A 17,959-nucleotide genomic window follows, 5' to 3' on the forward strand; every position below is an offset into this window, starting at 1 on the left:
AGCGTTGCTAGATTGCGCCGCGATCGACGGCAGCGCGCGAAAGTTCGAGTGATTAGCGCGCTCAGGTCGATTTCGGCGGCAGTAGCGCCATCTCACGAGCGTTCTTGATCGCCGTCGCGATCTGCCGCTGCTCTTGCACCGTCAAACCAGTGACGCGGCGGGACCGGATCTTGCCACGGTCGGAGATGAACAGCCGCAACCGTGCGGTGTCCTTATAGTCCACCCGTTCCACGCCCAGTGCTTTCAACACGTTCTTCTTCGCCGGCTTGGCCTCGGCCAGCGTGGTGCGACGATTACGCTTCGACTTCCCGGCCATCACCAGCTCGCTTTACGGATACCCGGAAGTTGGCCCCCATGGGCCATTTCGCGCACCCGGACCCGCGACAGTCCGAACTTGCGCAAGTGTCCTCGGGGACGTCCATCCACCGCATCGCGGTTTCGCAACCGTACCGGGCTGGCGTCGCGGGGCTGGCGGGCCAGCGCACGCTGAGCCTCCAGGCGTTGCTCGAAGGTGCTGTGTGTCGAACGAATGATTTTCTTGAGCTCGGCTCGTCGCTCGGCGTAGCGCGCGACGATCTCGCGCCGCTGCTCATCCTTGACGATCTTGGATTTCTTTGCCATTCAGCGTTCCTCGCGAAAATCGACGTGGCGGCGGATCTCCGGGTCGTACTTTCTGAGCACGAGCCGGTCGGGGTCGTTGCGCCGGTTTTTGCGGGTGACGTAGGTGTAGCCGGTACCGGCGGAGGATCGCAGTTTGACGACCGGGCGAATCTCGTTGCGCGCCATCAGATCCGCTCACCCGCCTGACGCAGGCGCGCGACAACGGCGTCGATGCCGTCGCGGTCGATCACCTTGATGCCTTTGGCGCTGACCCGCAAGGTGACTCGTCGGCGTTCCGAAGCCAGGTAGTAGGTCTTGGTTTGGATGTTCGGCGTCCAGCGGCGTCGGGTGCGCCGATGTGAATGTGACACCGCGTTGCCAAAACCCACCGACCGACCGGTGACTTGGCAGCGTGCGGACATGCGAGCCTCCCTTAATGAAAATGATTTTCGACAAGATCTGCGTGGGACTGTAGCGTGTGAACCACATTATTGAAAATCGTTTTCAAGAAGGAGTGTCATGCGGACACCGGTGGTTCTCGTCGTCGGTCAGGACGGAACCGACGCGGCGGCGGGCGCGCTGCTGCGTCGACCGGGAACGGTCGTCGTCGAGCACCGATTCGACGGCCAGGTGGTGCGCCGCACGATCGCCAGGTTGCGCGACGGCGATCTGGTGATCACCGAGGAGCCGCTGGAGTTGGCGCACGGCTGCGTGGCCTGCACGATCCGCAACGACCTGTTGGTGCTGCTGCGAAAGATGCACCGTCGCGACGACGTCGAGCGGATCGTCGTGCAGCTGGCGCCGTGGCTGGAGCCCGAGCCGATCTGCTGGGCGATCAACCACACCCGGGTCCGGGTGGGGCCCGGGTTCTTCGACGGCCCGGCCGCCCGCGACGTGGTCATAGCCGGGGTGGTGACCTGTGTCGACGCCGTTGACTGGCTGGGGCAGGCGCTGGGCGACGATGGACTGTCGGACGGGCGCACGGTGGCGCAGGTAGTGGTCGGTCAGGCTGAGTTTGCCGACCTGCTGGTGGTGAACCACCCGGACCCGTCCACCCTCGCGGTCCTGCGACGACTGGCTCCCCGCGCAAGGATCACCGTCGGCGTGGAACGCGTCGAGATGGCGCTCGCGCATCTCGAGGGCGACTCGCGCCGCGGCCGCAGCGATCAGCCGCATGCGCCGCTGTTGGCCGGCTTGCCCCCGCTGGCCGCGGAGGGCGCGATCAGGATCCTCGAGTTCAGCGCCCGCCGCCCGTTTCATCCGGAGCGTTTGCACGCCGCGGTGGACACACTGCTTGACGGTGTGATCCGCGCCCGCGGACGCCTCTGGCTGGCCAACCGCGGCGATCAGGTGATGTGGCTGGAGTCGGCCGGCGGTGGGCTGCGGGTCGCGTCGGCGGGAAAGTGGTTGGCGGCCATGACCTCGTCGGAGGTCGCGTACGTCGACCCGGACCGGCGCGCCTTCGCGGATCTGATGTGGGAGCACCGATTCGGCGACCGGCACACGTCGATGACGATCCTGGCCTGCGGTGCCGACCCGTCCGTGATCGCCGAGGCGCTGAAGGGTGCGCTACTCACCGACGACGAACTGGCACAACCGGACTCGTGGAGCGGCTACGACGATCCGTTCGGTGACTGGCATCAGGACCCTTGTTACGAAATGCCCGATTTGGCAGGCGAATTCTCGGCTCACCGTCAAGGCAAAGGAGAACCTGAATGAAGCCCGGCATTCATCCCGACTATCGGCCGGTGGTGTTCCAGGACGCCAACACCGGCGCGCGGTTCCTCACCCGTTCGACGATCACCAGCTCACGCACGATCGAGTGGGATACCCCGACCGGTGTGCAGACTTACCCGCTGGTGGTGGTCGAGGTCTCCAGCGACTCGCACCCGTTCTGGACGGGCGCCAAGCGGACCCTCGACACCGAGGGCCGGGTCGAGAAGTTCTACCAGCGTTACGGCCGCCGCTAGTCGCGAATCATGCCCTTGGTGCGCATCACGAAATCCGCCAGGAAACCGTCGTGCGGGATTTCCGGTGCGGTGTAATGCGTCGGATGCCGCCCGCCGTAGACGTTGGCGATCGTCGGCTCGGTCAGCAGATCCTCGACCAGGTCGTCGTCACCGGTGATCGCACTGACCACCAGCGAATGTCGCAGTGGCACAATCCCGTCGGCGCGCGACCACGGCGCTACCCACACGCATGGAAACGGCAACTCGACGTTCAGTCTGGAGACGTCCGGCTGCCCCAGCAGATGCACCGCGGGACGCAGCGCCGCGTAGCCGTCACCGAGCGGGTCGACGACCTGATCGGCGCCCAGCAATGCTTTGGTGCCCGCGGCCACCGCGGTGAGGCCGCTCGCCAAACCCGTTGCGGCGTCGACGGTCTGGACCGGTAAGAGGTCGCGATCGATCGTCGACAAGCGTTCGGCGATCGCCTCGGCCAGCGGGGCAGGATCGCCTTCGTAGAGCACCGCGGTGGCGTTGACGCAGGCCAACCCGCCTAGGTCGGCGATCGAATCGACGATCACGTCGAGGTAATCGTGCCAATCCTGGTCGGCGGTGATCAGGATCTTCGCCCGACCCGGCCCGTTGACGAACACCGTCGCGTCGCCGGCGTACTTGTCAACCACGTCCTGTCCGCCGTAGACCATTGCGAGGTCGGCCGACCTGATGATTTCGTCGGCGCCGCGATGGTCGGTGGGCAAATAGACAGCATCGTGCGCCCGAAATCCGCTGTGCCGCAACGCATGGACGAGGCGGTGCGCGGTGAGCGGTTCACGCCGCGACGGGCGCACCGCGACCCGGTAGCCCAGCGCCAGCGCCTGCGGCCAGAGCCCGTGCACGCCCGGGCCGTTACCGGAGGCGAGTACGGCGAAAACGTTTCCCCGTCGGGCCCAGACCGCGCCACCTGAGCGGACGTCCCGCCATTCCAGCGTGGCACCCGACGGCCGGGCCGGTTCCAGCGCCGCGAACGCGGACGCCACGCCCTCGGCGACGCTTCGCGCGGCGGCAGCGGTGACTGATATCGGCACGCCCGAAATGCGGCTGGCCGCAACGGTATAAGCGTCGAAGTCGAGTCCGGCGATCACGCCGTTGGTGAACACGTCGGCGGCCTTGACCAGCGCGGCCTGGCGCTCATGGGCCGGCAGAGGGCGGGCTTTGCGCTGAGCCGTGATCGCGCGCGCCACATACAGCGGCGGCGCGAGAGCGAGCTCCGCGATCGTGACTCCGTCGGTGGTGATGACTGACTCGCGGCCGCGGGTGCGGTATTCGCCGTCCGGCCCGAGCGCGTCGATCGCAATCAGATCGCCGGTATCACCCGCCATGTCAGTAAACGCCTTCGATCACGGGCTCACCTTCGAAGGCGGCGACGGGGCGGACCTCGCTGAGCGAATCGCCGATCTGCCCGTCGAGTCCAGGCAGCCGGATGGCGCTGTCGCGTTCCAGATTGTTCGGCAAGAACATGCCCTTGCTGACATGGTTCATGATCACCTGCCCGCGTTGGCCGTAGGGCACCTGCTCACCGGTATCCGGGTCGACAACCGAGAACGTCGCGTAGGGGCTGCGCGGATGGAACACGAACGGCCCGTTGCCGTCGACGCGACGGGTGATGGCCTGCGACAGGATCATCGTGCTGCCGAACGCCATCGTGATCGTGGTGTCAGGGAAGATGCTGGCGAGCAAGTCGAGCGTGTCGACGTCGACGTGCGCACCGCTGAGCAGGATGAAACCGATCTTCTCGTTCAGCAGGTTGACGACGTCGTCGTTGCGGGCCATCGCCTCGAGCAGCGGCGGGGTGGTGTGCAGGTTGCCGACCCGCTGGGTGGTCAGCACGTGCACGGCCTGTTCGACGAGATGGTCGACGTAACCGTCCATCTCGCTGCCGGCGTTGCGGGCCACCAGCTTCTTGACCCAGCGCGGATCCAAGTCGATCCCATGGAATACCGACCCGAGTCGTTCGGAGACCAGCCGGGAGAAAAAGCCGACGCCGTGGGGGCCGCTCGGCATCATGCACAGGAAGTCCTGACCGCGCAGGAATCCGCCGTCGGCGAAGTCCTCGGTCTGCCACTGGACTACCTGTGCGCACCAATCCGGCAGTTGGACAGTCCGTTTGGGCGCACCGGTAGTTCCACCGGACTCGAAAATCTGCGGCACAGGAGGGGGCGACCCATACCCGCGGGGAATGAGGTCCGCCACCGGCTCGGTGCGCAACTCGCTCAACAGATTCGGGAACAGCCGCAGATCGGCGAAGGTGTTGACGTCGGTGAGCGGGTCGAAATCGAAGCTGCGGGCCGCGCGCAGCCAGAAAACACTCCCGGTCTGCTCGCCGAAATGCCAGGCTACGGCGGCGCGCAGGTAGGCCTCCGGCTCGTCAACCGGGTGCGGTCGCGGCACGTCGAGCAGCGAGAAGTCGGTGTCGGCCATGCCGTCGATCATGGCGCAGTCTCGCTCGACCGGGCAATCGCCATCCCGTCAATCCGCCTCGCTGCGAACGGTTTTAGCGTGCAATTAACCGGTAGGTCAGTGCCGGTACGGCTGCCAGCCATCTTCCGGTTGGGCGAGCCGGTCGGCGATCACCGACAAAGTCTGCACGTTGTGTCCGTAGCCCAGGTGGCTGCTGCGCACCTCGATGTTTTCGGTCTGCGGAGCCGGCACACTCGTGCAGCACTGCCACGCCACGATTCCGTCGGACTTGCTGTAGATACAGGTCGTCGGTACCGACAGCGGTCGCGCGCGCCGGTCGAGAGCCCGCTGGGAGACCGATTCGGTGGCCCCGGACCCGCGGTTGAGCAACCGCCATACCCGCCAGGCCGTGCTGGCTTCGTGGTTGCCGCGAAACGGTGAGCCCAGCGTGATCACCGACCGGACGTCGTCGGGAAGCCCACGGGCCAGTTCTCGGGCGTAGATCCCGCCGGCGCTCCAGCCGACAAGGCTGACCCGACGCCCGTCGTTGCGCTCCCGAATGTGATGCAGGCGCGCGGGCAGTGACTCCTTCATGCTGGCGCGGTAACCCAGGTTGGTGCCCAGGCCCCAGTCGTAGACCCGATAATCCCAGCGGCGCAACACATTACGCAGAAAATCGGTCGACAGCGGGCCTGCCAGGAATCCGGGCAGCACCAGCACCGGGTGCCCGTCTCCGTGCTGCCAGCTCGCAATGCGCCGCATGGCCAGGCGCGCCGACGCGTACTCCAGACCGGTGCGCCACTCGAGGGTCCGGAGCAGGTGTCCCGGCGGCGCCGCGTTGGCGGCGTCGGGCACCTGCGTCGACTGCGAGGCGACCGACTCAGGAGTAGAAGCCATCCAGGGTTTCCTTGTTCTGCTCCGCCACCACACCGCGTTTCACCTTGAGTGACGGCGTCAGCTGGCCTCCGTCGACGGAGAGGTCGTGGTCGAGCACCGCCCACTTCTTGATCGTCTCCCACCGGTTGAGGCTCGCGTTGAGCTTCTTGACGTGTTCTTCGATCATGTCGTGCACTGCGTCGGACTTGGTGAGCTCTTCGTACGACTTGTCTTCCAGCCCATGGTCTTTCGCCCAGCCGCTGATGGAGTCCTCGTCAAGGGTGACCAGCGCGGCGGCGAAGTTCTTGCCCTCACCGAACACCATGAACTGGCTGGCATACGGGCACAGCGTCGCGAATTTCGCCTCGATTGCCGGCGGTGCGACGTATTTGCCGTTGGACAGCTTGAACAGCTCCTTGATCCGCCCGGTGATTGACAGGAAGCCGTCGTCGTCCAGCTTGCCTTGGTCGCCGGTGGACAGCCAGCCGTCCTTCAGTGTGTCGGCGGTGGCCTCGTCGAGGTGGTGATAGCCGGCCATCACGCAGTCGCTGCGGAACTGCACCTCGCCGGCGTCGCTGATGCGAACTTCGGTGCCCTCGAAGGGCAAGCCCACGGTGCCGAGCTTGTAGTTGTCGGGCCGGTTGATAAAGCCCGCGCCGGACGACTCGGTGAGCCCGTAACCCTCGAGCACCAGCACGCCGGCTGCCTCGAACCATTCGGCCACGTCGCGGTTCAGCGGCGCGGAGCCGGAGATGAAGAACCGGATACGACCGCCGAACACGTCGCGGATCTTGGCGAACACCAGGCCGTCGAACAGCTTCTGCTGCAACACCAGATGAGGCCAGACGAACTTGCCTTCGCGGCGCCGGCGGGCCACCTCTTTGCCCACCGCGAACGCCCACCCGAACAGCACGGCCTTGGCGCCCTTTTGCTGGGTGATGATCTTGTTGTAGGCCTTCTCGAAGATGCGCGGCGCGGCGCCCATGAAGGTCGGCTTGACGACCCCGCAGTTCTCCACGATCTTGTCGACGCGACCGTCGATCGCGGTGGCGAAACCACACGCCACCTGGGTGGCGATCAGCACCTTGCCGAAGGCGTGCGCCAGCGGCAGCCACAGCAGCTGAAGATCGTTCTCGTCCAGCAGGCCCATACCGGAGATCACGTCGCCGGTGTAAACCCACGACTTGTGCGGTAGCCGAACACCTTTCGGCTTGCCGGTGGTCCCCGACGTGTAGATCAACGTCGCAAGCTGCTCGGGCTTGATCTCGTCGGCGACCTTCTGCAGGCAGTCAGCATGCTCGGCAAGGTATTTCGCGCCCTGGTCGGCCAGATCGTCGAGGGTGATCACCCAGTCGTCGTCGGAGGTCCCGTCGATCAGGACGACCTTGGTCAGGTTGGACAGTTCGCTTCGCCGCTCGGTCAGCTTGTCGAGCTGGGTGTCGTCTTCGGCGAACACGACCTTGGATCCGGAGTCGGCCAAGATGTACCCGGTGTCCTCGGCGTTGGTGCTCGGGTAGACCGTGGTCGTGGCGGCGCCGGCGCACAGGATCGCCAGGTCGGCGAGGATCCACTCCAGCCGGGTGGCCGAGGCGATGCCGACCCGGTCCTCGGGCTCGATGCCGAGCGAGAGCAGGCCCGCGGCCAGCGCTTCGACTCGCTCGGCGGCCTGCTGCCAGGTGACCGACGTCCAGTCGCCGTTCTCGGGGAAGCGAAACGCCTCGCGGTCTCGCGACTTGTCGACGCGCTGCCAAAACAGCTGCGCGAGGTTGTTCGCCTGGTTAGCACTTTTCTCGGCCATCGGACTTCCCTTTACCTGTCGCCAACACTTCTGCGTGTTGATCTTGCTGGGAGTGCCCACCGTTGTCTGGACAAAACGCGAATTCGCTACCTGTCTAGGCGTCGGCGGTGGCCTCCGCCAGTTCAGGCTGGACCATTCCAGCGGTTTTCGCCAGGAAGTTGGGCGCCAGCACCGACAGCGCCGTGGCGCCCGCGGTTGCTCCGGCGACGCCTGTCCAGGCAACCGGCCCCAGCGGGGTGCAACCGAAGAAGTGGCTCACGACCGGTGTCTGCACGATGGCGACCAGCACCGCCGAACTGCCCAGCGCCGTCGCCACCACCAGCGGGCTGTGGCGGCGGGTGAGCAGCGTCTGGGCCAGTTGAGTGGTGACCAGCGCGGTCAATCCCATTGTCGAGGTTCGCCTTTGGGTGCCCGGCGTCCAGCGTCCGATGGCCCAGGCCGAGGTGGCGCCGACGGCGGTAACGGCACCGCGGGTGATGATCTGGCGCATCAGCGGAACGTCCAGCGACGGCGTCGGTCCGGTCAGCACCGACCGCTGATAGGCGCGCCGGGCTTCGACGGCCTCTTCTTCGGTCTCGTACTCGTCGGCGTCGGGCTCTTCGAATTGCGGAGTGACGGCCACGGCCAGCGCCGGGAACATGTCGGTCAGCAAGTTCACCAGCAGCAGCTGCCGGGTGCCGACCGGGGCCCGGCCGTTACCGAGAGCGGTCCCGATGATGGTGAACAGCACCTCGCCGACGTTGCCGCCGACCAAAATCGTCACCGCGTCCCGCACGCCGGCCCACATGCCGCGGCCCTCGACCAGGGTGTCCAGCAGGACGGTCAGATCGTCGTCGGTCAGCACGATGTCGGCGGCGCCGCGGGCGGCCGACGAACCGCGGCCGCTGACCCCGATACCCACATCGGCCATCCGGATCGCGGCGGCATCGTTGGCCCCGTCACCGACCATCGCGGTCACCCGTCCACTGCGTTGCAACGCCGCGACAATCTGTACCTTTTGCTCCGGGCTGACTCGGGCGAACACCTGCACGTCGGCGACGAGTTTCGCGGCGGCATCCTCGTCGAGGCCGTTGAGTTCGGCGCCGGTGATCACCCGGGCGTCGGCCGGCAAACCGAGCTGACGGGCGATAGCGCGGGCCGTCACCGGGTGGTCGCCGGTGATCAGCACCACGTCGCGGTCCGCGTCGACCAGGGCCTCGATCAGGGGCCGCGCGGACGGGCGCGCGGTGTCCGCCAGACCGACGTAGCCGATCAATTCGAGGCCCTGGGCCGCCACGTCGACCGTGTCGGCATCGGTAGCGTCGTCGTCGGTTGCGCGGTCCCAGCTGCGCTTCGCCACTGCGAGCACCCGCAAGCCCTGCTCGGCGAGGGTGTGCACCAGCGCTTCCGCATGGTCGAGGTCGGACTGCGGATCGGCGAACGTGCAGCGCGGCAAGACGACTTCCGGGGCTCCCTTCAGCATCAGCACGGGCTGCTTCGGGTCGCCATCCACTGTGCCGATCGAGGCCGCGAAGCCGCGGCTCGACTCGAACGGGACCTCGGCGAGCAGATCCCATTCGGGATCGGTGCTACCGGCATACGATTCGGCGGCCTTGAGGATCGCCTCGTCGGTCGCGTGCGCATGGCCCTGCGCCTCATGCGGCTGCGAGGATGCACGCGCGGCCGCCCGCAGCACCCGGGTGGCCTCCGGGTCGGCCACCCCGGGGAACGGCCCCTGCGGGCTGGTCGCGGCCGGCACCGACAGCACCAGGCGCAGGCGGTTCTCAGTGAGCGTGCCGGTCTTGTCGAAGCAGACGGTGTCGACGCGGCCCAGCGCCTCGATGGTCCGGGGGGCGCGGACCAGCACGCCGCGCGTCGACAGCCGCTGCGCGGCGGCCAGCTGCGACAGCGTCGCCACCAACGGCAGACCCTCCGGCACGGCGGCCACCGCGATCGCGACCCCGTCGGCCACCGCCTGCCGCAGCGTGGCCCGTCGCAGCAGCGCCAAACCCGACACCGCGGCGCCGCCGGCCAGGGTCAGCGGCAACACCTTGGCGGTCAACTCCCGCAGCCGGGCCTGCACGCCGGCCGAGGACTCGACGTCGATGACCGCGGAGATCGCCCGGTGCGCGGCGGTGCCCACACCGGTGGCCACCACGATCGCCCGGGCATGCCCCGCCACGATCGTGCTGCCCTCGAACAGCATGCTGGCCCGCTCGGTGTCGGCAGCCGCGACCGGATCGACCTGCTTGTCGACCGGCACCGATTCACCGGTCAGCAGTGACTCGTCGACCTCGAGGTCCTCGGCCACCAGCAAGCGGGCGTCGGCGGGCACCACGTCGGGCGCGGCCAAGTCGATGACGTCGCCGGGTCGCAGCGCCGAGGCGTTGACGGTGACCAGGCGTTCAGCGCTGCGGGCTGCCTCCAGTCGGCGTCGCGCCGTCGCCACGGTCGGGATGACGACGCGGCGGGCGAACTGTTCCTGCTCGGCGAACAACTCGGCGGCGGCCGCCTCGGCGCGTAGCCGCTGCGATCCGCCGATCAGCGCGTTCACCGCCATGACGCCGCCGACCAACAGCGCGTCGACGTTACTGCCCAAGATCGCCGAGGCGGCGGCGCCCACGGCCAGGATCGGGGTCAGCGGATCCGACAGCTCGGCCCGGGTCGCGGCCAGCAGCCGGCCCGCCTCGCGAGCCGGGCCGCGCAACGGCGAGACCATCGGGCTGTCGGAGAGATCGGACAGCACGCGTCGCCAACCGGCCATTCCCGGCTCGATGGCCAGCGGGCGGGTCCGCCCGGCCAGTCGGGCGTAGACGATCTCCGGGTCCAGGGCGTGCCAGGCGGTCAGCGGTTGCGGGGTGGGGTCAGGCTGGCGCAGCACCCTGGTCGCCGCGAACGCCCCCGACACCAATGCGCTGGCTGCGGCGGCGTTGACCGGGTTGAGCCAGCGGCGGATCGCCACCGGATTGGTGGGCCCCTGCGGGTTGCCGGTTACCAGCAGCAGGCCGGCCAGCGTCGTACCACCTTTGGCGAGGTTCACCGACGACTCGCTGGCCTGCCGTGCGGCCGGCAGCGCCGACAGGATGCGCACGGCGGCCGCCAGGTCGGTACCGGTGATGATGTCGGCGCTCCACGGCGTGGCGGCCTTCGGGTCGTCGAGCGCGACACCGACATCGGCGATGGCCAGCGCGGCCAGCGTGTCGGTGGAGGCGAAGTCGCGGTGCAGCGCGGTGATCAGCAGCACCGGACCGCGGTCGGCCCGCAGGTCGCGGACCAGTTTCAGCAGCGGCGTGCCGCTGGGGTGACTGGCGGCGACGCTTGCGGCCAAGTCCTGGGTGCCGGCCACGTGACGTAGCACGACACGGGCGCCGGTGCGGTTGGCGATCTGCAGCAGCGGCACTGCGAACGGGTCGACCTCCCACCCGACCTGCACATGACCGACCGTCTCGCCGTCGACGACCAGGTCGGCGTGCTCGAGCCCCTGAGCGGGGGCGGCCGACGGACCCTCGGCGCGCAGCCAGCGCAGCCGCGCGGTGTTGGCCGGCAGTTCGTCTGGGTCGGGTTCCGGCGGCTGCTCCGAGTGCAGCAGCGCGTCGGCGACCTCGTAAACCCGGTCGTCGTCCCAGCCGGTGACGTCGCCGCGGGCATGCAGCACCGCCCGGTGGTCACCGCGCAGTGCGGCGCCGTCGATGACGACGACCTTCACGCGGTCGAGGCGGCGCAGGGCGCCGGGGTCGAGGATCATCTGCCCGTCGTCGGCAAGCCCGCGACCCAGCACCGCGGCGAACGACTGTCGGCCCATGTGCGCGGCCTTCGGAATCCCGGCCAGCACCGCTCCCGCGGCATCCTCGGGACCACCGCCGGCGACCAGCGCGCTGGCAGCCGCGATCAGCGAACCGTTGGCTGCCGAGTCGACGTATTCCTCGACCGGCCCGGCCATTGATCCTTTCGCGGTGTCGATGGCCGCGTCGATCGATCCGTCGACGACGACGTGCGATGCTTCACCGGCGGCCGCTGCCGCCCAATTATGTTGTGGCGACTGAGCTTTGGCTACGCCAGCGGAGGAGATGACGGGGACGACCGGTGCCTGTGGACGGTTGGGGGAGGCCAGCTGTGGTTCCCGGTCGCGCCAGCGTCGCCGGTGCGCCTCCGCTTCGGAGATCTGCAGAACGCGTTCCACCACGTTCAGCAGTGGTGTGCCGACCGCCTGGGTCATGCCGTTGGCCGCCGCGCTGGCCGCCGCGAGCGTCAGGTCGGTGCCGACTCGCCCGAGCCGCGACTCGAGCACCGCGACAACGCGCGGCTGGTCCTTCAAGAGCGCCGCCGCGGCCCTGGTCGTCTTCGGCGCGGCGGGCAGTTTGACGACCCAGCCGGTGACCGCGGCACCGACCGCCAGCGCGTCGAAGGCCAGCGCGGCCAGTGGCACCAGAACCGCCAGCGGGTTGCCGGGGTCGGCGAACGGCGCGACGCGAGTCTGCGGCTCGCGCCCGGCCGCGGAGAGCTCGGAGGCCGCGGAGTTCACCACGTCACGGACGGTTTCCAGCACGACGTCGGTGTCGGCGTCTTCCGCGAATTCCACCACCAGGCGGCCCAGTGCACCCTCGACGTGGGCAGCCGCGACACCAGGCAGGGCCCGCACCGGGCTCTCGACGACCGCGGCGTGCTCGTGCCAGCGAGGGAACGGGAGCAACGGGTCGAGGTCGAGGTGCACTCGTCGTCCGCTCTGCCAGCGCACGGTCGCCGAAGCGCGCTCCTTGCCGTTCGGCCGGCCGGAGCCCAGCACGCGTGCGGTCGAGTGGGTCACCGTGTCGAACACGGGAGCGGTCAGCGTCTGCACTGCATTGGTAGTCGTGGCTACGCCCTGCACCCCGGCTTGGAGCGCGTGTACTGCTCCACCGGCGACACCGCCGACCAAGGCGGTTACACCTGGCACCCTCATGACTCACCCTTCGCAACGTCTACGTTGTCGATCGATGCCGCCTGAGCTGAAGCGGCGATACGACGAAATGGGGATAAACGCTGACATCCCCCGTTAGTAGACGAGCGTACGTGTTAGGCCACAGTCGAGCCGAGCGACGAAACTCGTCAGGTACAGCCGCTGACGTGGATGCGACGGCCGACGCCGACGCAGACATTCACGTTCGGCGGCGGCGGAGGAGGCGGGAAATCCCCCGGCAGCGGCGCATAGTCGCCCGGCGGCGGGGGCTCGGCGAGGTTCGTGCATCCGCTCACCGAGACGCGCCTGCCGACGCTGGCGCACACATCGGCGTTCGCCACACCGGTCACCGGAACGACGCAGCTGGAAGCGACGGCTGTCAGCGCCACCGCCGCGGCGATCCAGATTTTCATGCGGCGCCCTGCCCGAGCAACGGTGTCCAGTGGCAGCGCTCGCGGATGTCTTTCATCGGCTGCCGAATCGCTTCGAGGTCCGCCTCTTCTTGCGGGTTGGCGCTGAAATAGTCCTGCACTTGGCCGCCGATCTGGTCCTTCGGCTGGTCCTGGAGCCCGGTGTAGAACCCATTCACGTCGGGGTGTGTGTAGAGGTAGGTCGTCAACGCCGAGGCGACTCCCGCCGCGACCCCGGCGACGTCGGCCGCCGAGCAGTTGGGTGGTCGGGGCGACGGGTCGGCTGCCGCTTGCCCGGCGGAGGAGAGCAGCGCCGCGACCGCGACGGTACTCACCACCGCCCGCCGCGAAAGGAATTCTGCGAGAGACACACTGACTCCTTCATGCGCGCTCGGCCCCCGGCACTTCAGCTAAGCAGATAACTCGCCGCCCGTCGTCGAAACGCCAGTCAACGTGTCGGCGGCAGATCGAACACTGCAAACAGCGCCGGGTCGAGAAAGACCACCATGCGCGCGATGCCCGTAGCGCCCGGAGTGAGGACGTGGATGGAGTGCGCCCGCAGCACACCGTCTGCGGCGCGGCGGTATTCGGCGACGGCGGGCTGCCCGTTGGCGGAGGTGTGAACGAGCACCACGTCACCGGCTTCGGCGAAGGCGCGCCGGGCCAGGAATCGGGTGACGGCGTCACGGCCGGTGAACCAGGTTGATAGCGGCGGCATTTCGAGCCGGATGTCGGTCTGCAGCAGTTCGGTGAGAGCCGCGAGGTCGGCGTTTTCGAAGGCCGCGCAGTAGCGGTCGAGGAGCTGGCGACGCTCGGCGTCGTCCGGCTCGCCCGCGTCGTCTTCGCTCGGCGCCACCTCGGCGAGGCGGGCGCGCGCCCGTTGCAGCGCGCTGTTGACCGACGCCGGGGTGGTGTCCAGAAGCTCCGCGACCTCGGCGGCACTGAACTGGACGACGTCGCGCAAAATCAGGACCGCGCGCTGGCGTGCGGGCAGCTCCTGCAGCGCCGTGGCGATCGCCAGCCGCACGCTCTGACGCACGCCCACCGTGTTCTCCGGCGTCTTCAGGTCCGGCAGCGGCTCCAGCCACTGGTAGTGGCCGCCCGGGCCGTCGAGTTCGACATCCGGATCTTCCGAGCCGGCACCCAGCCCGGCGGGTAGCACGCGGCGGGCGCGATTCTCGAGTGCGCGCAGGCAGGCGGTCGTGGCGATTCGGTACAGCCACGTCCGTAGCGCTGCCCGCCCCTCGAATTCGGAATAGCCACGCCACCCGCGCAGGTAGGTCTCTTGGACGAGGTCCTCGGCGTCGTGCGCCGAACCGAGCATGCGATAGCAGTGCGCGATCAGCTCGCCGCGAAACGGCGCCGCCTGTTCGATGAAGTCCTCCTGGACGGGCACGATCGCTTCTTTCTTGTCGCTGTGGAACACCTACTTCAGTACAGATACACCGCGCCAGGGGAATTCATCGGCCGCGCAGCGATGAATCGCGCCGGTGCGACGTATCTCAATCGGTGCGGACGTGGTGCCGCGCTCGTGGTGCACCGGCATCTTCGAGCATGCAATCGAAGGAGGTCGTCAGCATGGTGAGAGTCGCCGACAAATCGGTCTTGGTCACCGGTGGTAATCGCGGCATTGGGCGGGCGCTGGTCGAGGAAGCCTTGAGAAGAGGCGCGACGCGCGTGTACGTCGGCACCCGCGCGCCCCTGAGCCACCCAGATGAACGGGTCGAACCGCTGGCCTTGGATGTGACCAGCGCGACGCAGATTCAGAGCGCAGCCGACGAAGTCGAATCGCTCGACGTGCTGATCAACAACGCCGGACTGGCGCTGTATGACGACCTCACTGATTTTTCCGTCCTCGAACGCCATCTTGCCGTCAATCTCTATGGCCCCTACCGGATGATCGAGGCCTTCCTGCCCCTGCTGACTCGTTCCGGTGGAGCCGTCGTCAACAACCTGTCGGTGAACGCGCTTGCTCCCTTGCCGCTCATTCCCGCCTACTCGCTCTCGAAAGCAGCCGCGTTCAACCTGACGCAGTCGCTGCGTGCTCTTCTCGCCGGACGGGGCGTCAGCGTGCACGCCGTCCTGACCGGGCCCGTCGACACCGACATGACTCGGGGCCTCGACATAGCGAAAAGCTCCCCGGAAGCTGTGGCGCGAGCCATCTTTGACGGACTGGAACAAGGCGACGAGGACATATTTCCCGATCCGTTTACTGCGCCGTTGGCTGAAAGCTGGAACGACGGACCAGCGAGAACACTCGAGCGCCTGTACGCGGCGCTGCTCGCGAACGCGAAGCAGTAACGAAGCGATGAATTCCGGACGCGCGCCGTATCGAAGCACTATGGCAAATCACATTGGAAATCAGATCGATTCACTAGCCGGGACGACGGCGGTCGTGACGGGCGTGAGCCGCGGATTCGGACGTGCGATCGCTACCGCGTTGACCGGCGCCGGGGCGAACGTCGTCGGCGTCGCTCGCGGGCGGACACCCATCGGCGAACTCGGTGAGCGCTTCACCGCGGTCGTCGCCGACGCGGCCGACCCCGAAGTCGCCCAACGGCTGATCGACGAGCACCGGCCGCGCACTCTGGTGCTGTGCGCTGGAGCGAGTCCGGCCATGCGTCCGTTGCAGGACCAGACGTGGGAGAGCTTCAGCCAGAACTGGAACGTCGATGTCGCACAGGCATTCCACTGGAGCCGGGTGGCGTTGCGGCGTCCGCTGGCGCCTGGCAGCTCGGTGATCGCGATGTCGAGCGGCGCCGCGATCAACGGCTCACCTCTCAGCGGCGGCTACGCGGGCGCCAAGGCCGCGGTCAAGTTCATCGCCGACTACGCCGCGATCGAATCCCAGCGGGCCGGGCTGGGCATTCGATTCGTGTCGGTGCTGCCGCGGCTGACTCCCGCGACCGACTTGGGCGCCAAAGCGGTTGCAGCGTATGCCGATCGGCAGGGTGTCGACGTCGCGACGTTCGTCGACGCCGGCGGGCCGACGCTCACGGCAGAACAGGTCGGCCGCTGGGTTCTCGACCTCGCAATCGGCTACCAGCACGGCTCATTTCTCCTCACCGCCGCCGGCCTGGCGACAACTAACTGAAAGCGGAAGGCGCACAGATGAACACACCACCGGTGGTGTCGGTCCGGGAGTGGGACGCCGCGCATCAGCGACTGCACGAGCAGGAAAAGCAACTGATGCGCGCGCACGACGCGCTCGCCGCGCAGCGGCGACGAATGCCGTGGCTGCTGGTCGAGAAGGACTACGAGTTCGACGGTCCAGAGGGCAAAGTCGACTTGCTGGGTCTGTTCCAGGGTCGACGGCAACTACTTGTTTACCGCGCATTCGTCGGGCCCGACGTCGACGGATGGCCCGATCACGGCTGTCGGGGTTGCTCGATGATCGCCGACCACATCGGAAACCTGGCTCATCTCAACGCGCGTGACACCACGCTGGTATTCGTCTCGCGGGCCCCGCAGGCCGGCATCGAGCGATTGAAGGATCGGATGGGCTGGCGGATGCCGTGGTACTCGATTAGCGACAGTTTCGACGAGGACTTCGGCGTACGCGACTGGCACGGCACCAACGTGTTCATTCATGACCGCGACCGGGTGTACCGCACCTACTTCATCAACGGCCGCGGCGACGAGGTCCTGGGCAACACCTGGAGCTTGTTGGACCTGACGGCGCTCGGACGTCAGGAGACCTGGGAAGACTCACCTGAGGGTTACCCGCAGAGCGCGCCCTACGAATGGTGGGACTGGCACGACACCTATGGGCAGCACGCGCCATCGAGGTGGTTCGGCGAACCCGACCCGAACGATCCCGACGATCTGCGCCCGCCTCGCCTCTGAGCGGACGGTGAACCGAACGGCCCTGTGATGCGTGAGCTACACGGACGATGTAGCGCGCGATTCGGACGGAGCGTTGATGTTGGGACAGGCGATCAGCAGGTACGGGTTGGCCTTGGTTCTGGCCTGGATCGGATTCGGCAAGTACGTCAAAATGGAGAGCCGGGTGCTGATCGAGCACAGTCCGCTGATGAATTGGGTCTACGACCTGTTTAGCGCCAGCACCGTGGCACGCGGACTCGGCACGATCGAGATCGTCGCCGCGATTCTCATTGTCGCGCGGCCGTTTTCGGCCGGGTTGTCCGCGGCGGGGAGTGCGCTGGCGATCGTGCTGTTCTGCGGCACGCTGAGCTTTCTGTTCACGACTCCCGGGGTAGTCAGCCGGTTCGCCGGGCCGATCCCGGTCTTGTCGGCGTTGCCCGGTCAGTTTTTGCTGAAAGACGTTGTGCTGCTAGGCGTTGCGATGTGGAGTTACGGCGAGGCCCTGCAGGCGTCAACTCTTCACGCCGGTGGTCGGGTCCGTTCACGGCGTTGACATCAAAGTTCGACCGCGTGCGCCGAACAGGGATCGCATCGCGTCGACTACCCGCTCGTAGTCGGCGGTGTCGTCGATCATCATTGCCGCGCTGGCGAGTCCATTGCACACGCTGAGCAGGGCGCGGGAGAGATCGCGTCGCGCGCGGGAATCCGGCGCAAGGTCGGGCGGAGCAAGCTTGGCGATGTCATCGAAGAAGGCGCCGAGCCGGCGCAAAGTCGGCTGCAACTCCGCGGAGAGTTCCTCGTAGCGCCGCGCTTCGGCCGGAGCGATCAGCACCATCGCGGTCGTGTGGCGATCGAGTTTGTTCAGGCTGGCGACCGCGTCGAGGACGGTGTCGATCGCGGCATCGAACGACGAAACACCGGAAATCGCCGACTTGAGATGGCGAAGGCCACGGTCGTAGGCATCCTCGGCGACAGCGATGAAGAGCTCGGCCTTACTGCCAAAACGCTGGTAGATGACCGGTACTGTCACCTCCGCCGCAGTGGCGATCTCACCGACTGTCACGCCTGCAAAACCTCGGCTGGCGAATAGGGCAAGGGCGCTGTGGAGCAACGCCGCCCGGGTGTCTACACG

General features: G+C 67.5%; 19 protein-coding genes. 6 read left to right on the forward strand and 13 right to left on the reverse strand.

The window, feature by feature from the left end:
* Positions 1–61 precede the first annotated feature (61 nt).
* Genes rpsR through rpmB form a run of 4 tightly spaced genes read right to left on the reverse strand, consistent with a single transcriptional unit; the run spans position 62 to position 1,022 of the window.
* The gene (rpsR, locus tag MKK62_RS10535) at positions 62–316 is read right to left on the reverse strand and encodes a 30S ribosomal protein S18 (RefSeq protein WP_240261129.1); all 255 of its coding nucleotides are present in this window, start codon (positions 314–316) and stop codon (positions 62–64) included.
* On the reverse strand, positions 316–621 hold the full coding sequence (gene rpsN / locus MKK62_RS10540; RefSeq protein ID WP_240261128.1) for a 30S ribosomal protein S14: 306 nt from the start codon (positions 619–621) through the stop codon (positions 316–318). The genes rpsR and rpsN overlap by 1 nt, the downstream gene beginning before the upstream one ends.
* Positions 622–786 (reverse strand): 50S ribosomal protein L33, encoded by a 165-nt coding sequence (rpmG, locus tag MKK62_RS10545; RefSeq protein ID WP_240261127.1) that lies wholly within the window; start codon positions 784–786, stop codon positions 622–624.
* Positions 786–1,022 carry a 50S ribosomal protein L28 gene (rpmB, locus tag MKK62_RS10550; RefSeq protein WP_240261126.1) on the reverse strand — a complete coding sequence of 79 codons (237 nt, stop codon included), beginning with the start codon at positions 1,020–1,022 and terminating at the stop codon, positions 786–788. The genes rpmG and rpmB overlap by 1 nt, the downstream gene beginning before the upstream one ends.
* Before the next feature lie 97 nt (positions 1,023–1,119).
* Here rpmB and mrf point away from each other — a divergent pair, with 97 nt between their 5' ends.
* Both mrf and MKK62_RS10560 read left to right on the forward strand, forming a co-directional pair.
* A complete protein-coding gene (gene mrf / locus MKK62_RS10555) occupies positions 1,120–2,319 on the forward strand; it encodes a ribosome hibernation factor-recruiting GTPase MRF (protein ID WP_240261125.1) in 1,200 nt (399 codons plus the stop codon).
* Complete coding sequence (locus tag MKK62_RS10560; protein ID WP_240261124.1) at positions 2,316–2,570, forward strand: type B 50S ribosomal protein L31; 255 nt, start codon at positions 2,316–2,318, stop codon at positions 2,568–2,570. The genes mrf and MKK62_RS10560 overlap by 4 nt, the downstream gene beginning before the upstream one ends.
* Here the strand turns inward: MKK62_RS10560 and MKK62_RS10565 are convergent.
* From MKK62_RS10565 to MKK62_RS10600, 8 genes are all read right to left on the reverse strand, one after another.
* A complete protein-coding gene (locus tag MKK62_RS10565) occupies positions 2,567–3,904 on the reverse strand; it encodes an aldehyde dehydrogenase family protein (protein WP_240264215.1) in 1,338 nt (445 codons plus the stop codon). The two genes, MKK62_RS10560 and MKK62_RS10565, sit on opposite strands and share 4 nt — an antisense overlap.
* Before the next feature lie 22 nt (positions 3,905–3,926).
* Positions 3,927–5,024, reverse strand: coding sequence for an acyl-CoA synthetase family protein (locus tag MKK62_RS10570; protein WP_240261123.1), 1,098 nt, complete (start codon positions 5,022–5,024; stop codon positions 3,927–3,929).
* A 96-nt stretch (positions 5,025–5,120) separates the two neighbouring features.
* Entirely contained in the window at positions 5,121–5,900 is a 780-nt protein-coding gene (locus tag MKK62_RS10575; RefSeq protein WP_240261122.1) for an esterase/lipase family protein, read from the reverse strand.
* Complete coding sequence (locus tag MKK62_RS10580) at positions 5,884–7,677, reverse strand: AMP-dependent synthetase/ligase (protein WP_240261121.1); 1,794 nt, start codon at positions 7,675–7,677, stop codon at positions 5,884–5,886. Before MKK62_RS10580 ends, MKK62_RS10575 begins: the two co-directional genes overlap by 17 nt.
* 94 nt (positions 7,678–7,771) lie before the next feature.
* Entirely contained in the window at positions 7,772–12,595 is a 4,824-nt protein-coding gene (locus MKK62_RS10585) for a cation-translocating P-type ATPase (RefSeq protein WP_240261120.1), read from the reverse strand.
* Between the two features lie 146 nt (positions 12,596–12,741).
* Positions 12,742–13,005 (reverse strand): hypothetical protein, encoded by a 264-nt coding sequence (locus MKK62_RS10590; protein ID WP_240261119.1) that lies wholly within the window; start codon positions 13,003–13,005, stop codon positions 12,742–12,744.
* Complete coding sequence (locus MKK62_RS10595) at positions 13,002–13,373, reverse strand: hemophore-related protein (protein ID WP_240261118.1); 372 nt, start codon at positions 13,371–13,373, stop codon at positions 13,002–13,004. The genes MKK62_RS10590 and MKK62_RS10595 overlap by 4 nt, the downstream gene beginning before the upstream one ends.
* A gap of 77 nt (positions 13,374–13,450) precedes the next feature.
* Positions 13,451–14,398, reverse strand: coding sequence for a sigma-70 family RNA polymerase sigma factor (locus MKK62_RS10600; RefSeq protein ID WP_240264214.1), 948 nt, complete (start codon positions 14,396–14,398; stop codon positions 13,451–13,453).
* A 182-nt stretch (positions 14,399–14,580) separates the two neighbouring features.
* Here MKK62_RS10600 and MKK62_RS10605 point away from each other — a divergent pair, with 182 nt between their 5' ends.
* The 4 genes from MKK62_RS10605 to MKK62_RS10620 all read left to right on the forward strand — a co-directional run bounded on the left by MKK62_RS10605 (position 14,581) and on the right by MKK62_RS10620 (position 17,380).
* The gene (locus MKK62_RS10605) at positions 14,581–15,303 is read left to right on the forward strand and encodes an SDR family NAD(P)-dependent oxidoreductase (protein ID WP_240261117.1); all 723 of its coding nucleotides are present in this window, start codon (positions 14,581–14,583) and stop codon (positions 15,301–15,303) included.
* Between the two features lie 40 nt (positions 15,304–15,343).
* Positions 15,344–16,096, forward strand: a complete 753-nt coding sequence (locus tag MKK62_RS10610; RefSeq protein ID WP_240261116.1) for an SDR family NAD(P)-dependent oxidoreductase — start codon at positions 15,344–15,346, stop codon at positions 16,094–16,096.
* Positions 16,097–16,113: 17 nt separating this feature from the next.
* A complete protein-coding gene (locus MKK62_RS10615; protein WP_240261115.1) occupies positions 16,114–16,848 on the forward strand; it encodes a DUF899 domain-containing protein in 735 nt (244 codons plus the stop codon).
* A 76-nt stretch (positions 16,849–16,924) separates the two neighbouring features.
* Positions 16,925–17,380 carry a DUF417 family protein gene (locus MKK62_RS10620; RefSeq protein WP_240261114.1) on the forward strand — a complete coding sequence of 152 codons (456 nt, stop codon included), beginning with the start codon at positions 16,925–16,927 and terminating at the stop codon, positions 17,378–17,380.
* Here the strand turns inward: MKK62_RS10620 and MKK62_RS10625 are convergent.
* Positions 17,369–17,890: a TetR/AcrR family transcriptional regulator gene (locus MKK62_RS10625; RefSeq protein ID WP_240261113.1), complete on the reverse strand. Its 522-nt coding sequence runs from the start codon at positions 17,888–17,890 to the stop codon at positions 17,369–17,371. The two genes, MKK62_RS10620 and MKK62_RS10625, sit on opposite strands and share 12 nt — an antisense overlap.
* Positions 17,891–17,959 lie beyond the last annotated feature (69 nt).

Origin of the sequence: Mycobacterium paraterrae, from assembly GCF_022430545.2 — a bacterium.
Classification (GTDB): Bacteria; Actinomycetota; Actinomycetes; order Mycobacteriales; family Mycobacteriaceae; genus Mycobacterium; species Mycobacterium paraterrae.

Bases quoted from the DNA above. Each gene is read 5' to 3' on its own strand.
- MKK62_RS10585 (WP_240261120.1), bottom strand. From the start codon at position 12,595: ATGAGGGTGCCAGGTGTAACCGCCTTGGTCGGCGGTGTCGCCGGTGGA.
- MKK62_RS10610 (WP_240261116.1), top strand. From the start codon at position 15,344: ATGGCAAATCACATTGGAAATCAGATCGATTCACTAGCCGGGACGACG.
- rpsN (WP_240261128.1), bottom strand. From the start codon at position 621: ATGGCAAAGAAATCCAAGATCGTCAAGGATGAGCAGCGGCGCGAGATC.
- rpmG (WP_240261127.1), bottom strand. From the start codon at position 786: ATGGCGCGCAACGAGATTCGCCCGGTCGTCAAACTGCGATCCTCCGCC.
- MKK62_RS10590 (WP_240261119.1), bottom strand. From the start codon at position 13,005: ATGAAAATCTGGATCGCCGCGGCGGTGGCGCTGACAGCCGTCGCTTCC.
- MKK62_RS10605 (WP_240261117.1), top strand. From the start codon at position 14,581: ATGGTGAGAGTCGCCGACAAATCGGTCTTGGTCACCGGTGGTAATCGC.
- MKK62_RS10615 (WP_240261115.1), top strand. From the start codon at position 16,114: ATGAACACACCACCGGTGGTGTCGGTCCGGGAGTGGGACGCCGCGCAT.
- MKK62_RS10560 (WP_240261124.1), top strand. From the start codon at position 2,316: ATGAAGCCCGGCATTCATCCCGACTATCGGCCGGTGGTGTTCCAGGAC.
- MKK62_RS10580 (WP_240261121.1), bottom strand. From the start codon at position 7,677: ATGGCCGAGAAAAGTGCTAACCAGGCGAACAACCTCGCGCAGCTGTTT.
- MKK62_RS10620 (WP_240261114.1), top strand. From the start codon at position 16,925: ATGTTGGGACAGGCGATCAGCAGGTACGGGTTGGCCTTGGTTCTGGCC.
- rpsR (WP_240261129.1), bottom strand. From the start codon at position 316: ATGGCCGGGAAGTCGAAGCGTAATCGTCGCACCACGCTGGCCGAGGCC.
- MKK62_RS10575 (WP_240261122.1), bottom strand. From the start codon at position 5,900: ATGGCTTCTACTCCTGAGTCGGTCGCCTCGCAGTCGACGCAGGTGCCC.
- MKK62_RS10570 (WP_240261123.1), bottom strand. From the start codon at position 5,024: ATGGCCGACACCGACTTCTCGCTGCTCGACGTGCCGCGACCGCACCCG.
- rpmB (WP_240261126.1), bottom strand. From the start codon at position 1,022: ATGTCCGCACGCTGCCAAGTCACCGGTCGGTCGGTGGGTTTTGGCAAC.
- mrf (WP_240261125.1), top strand. From the start codon at position 1,120: ATGCGGACACCGGTGGTTCTCGTCGTCGGTCAGGACGGAACCGACGCG.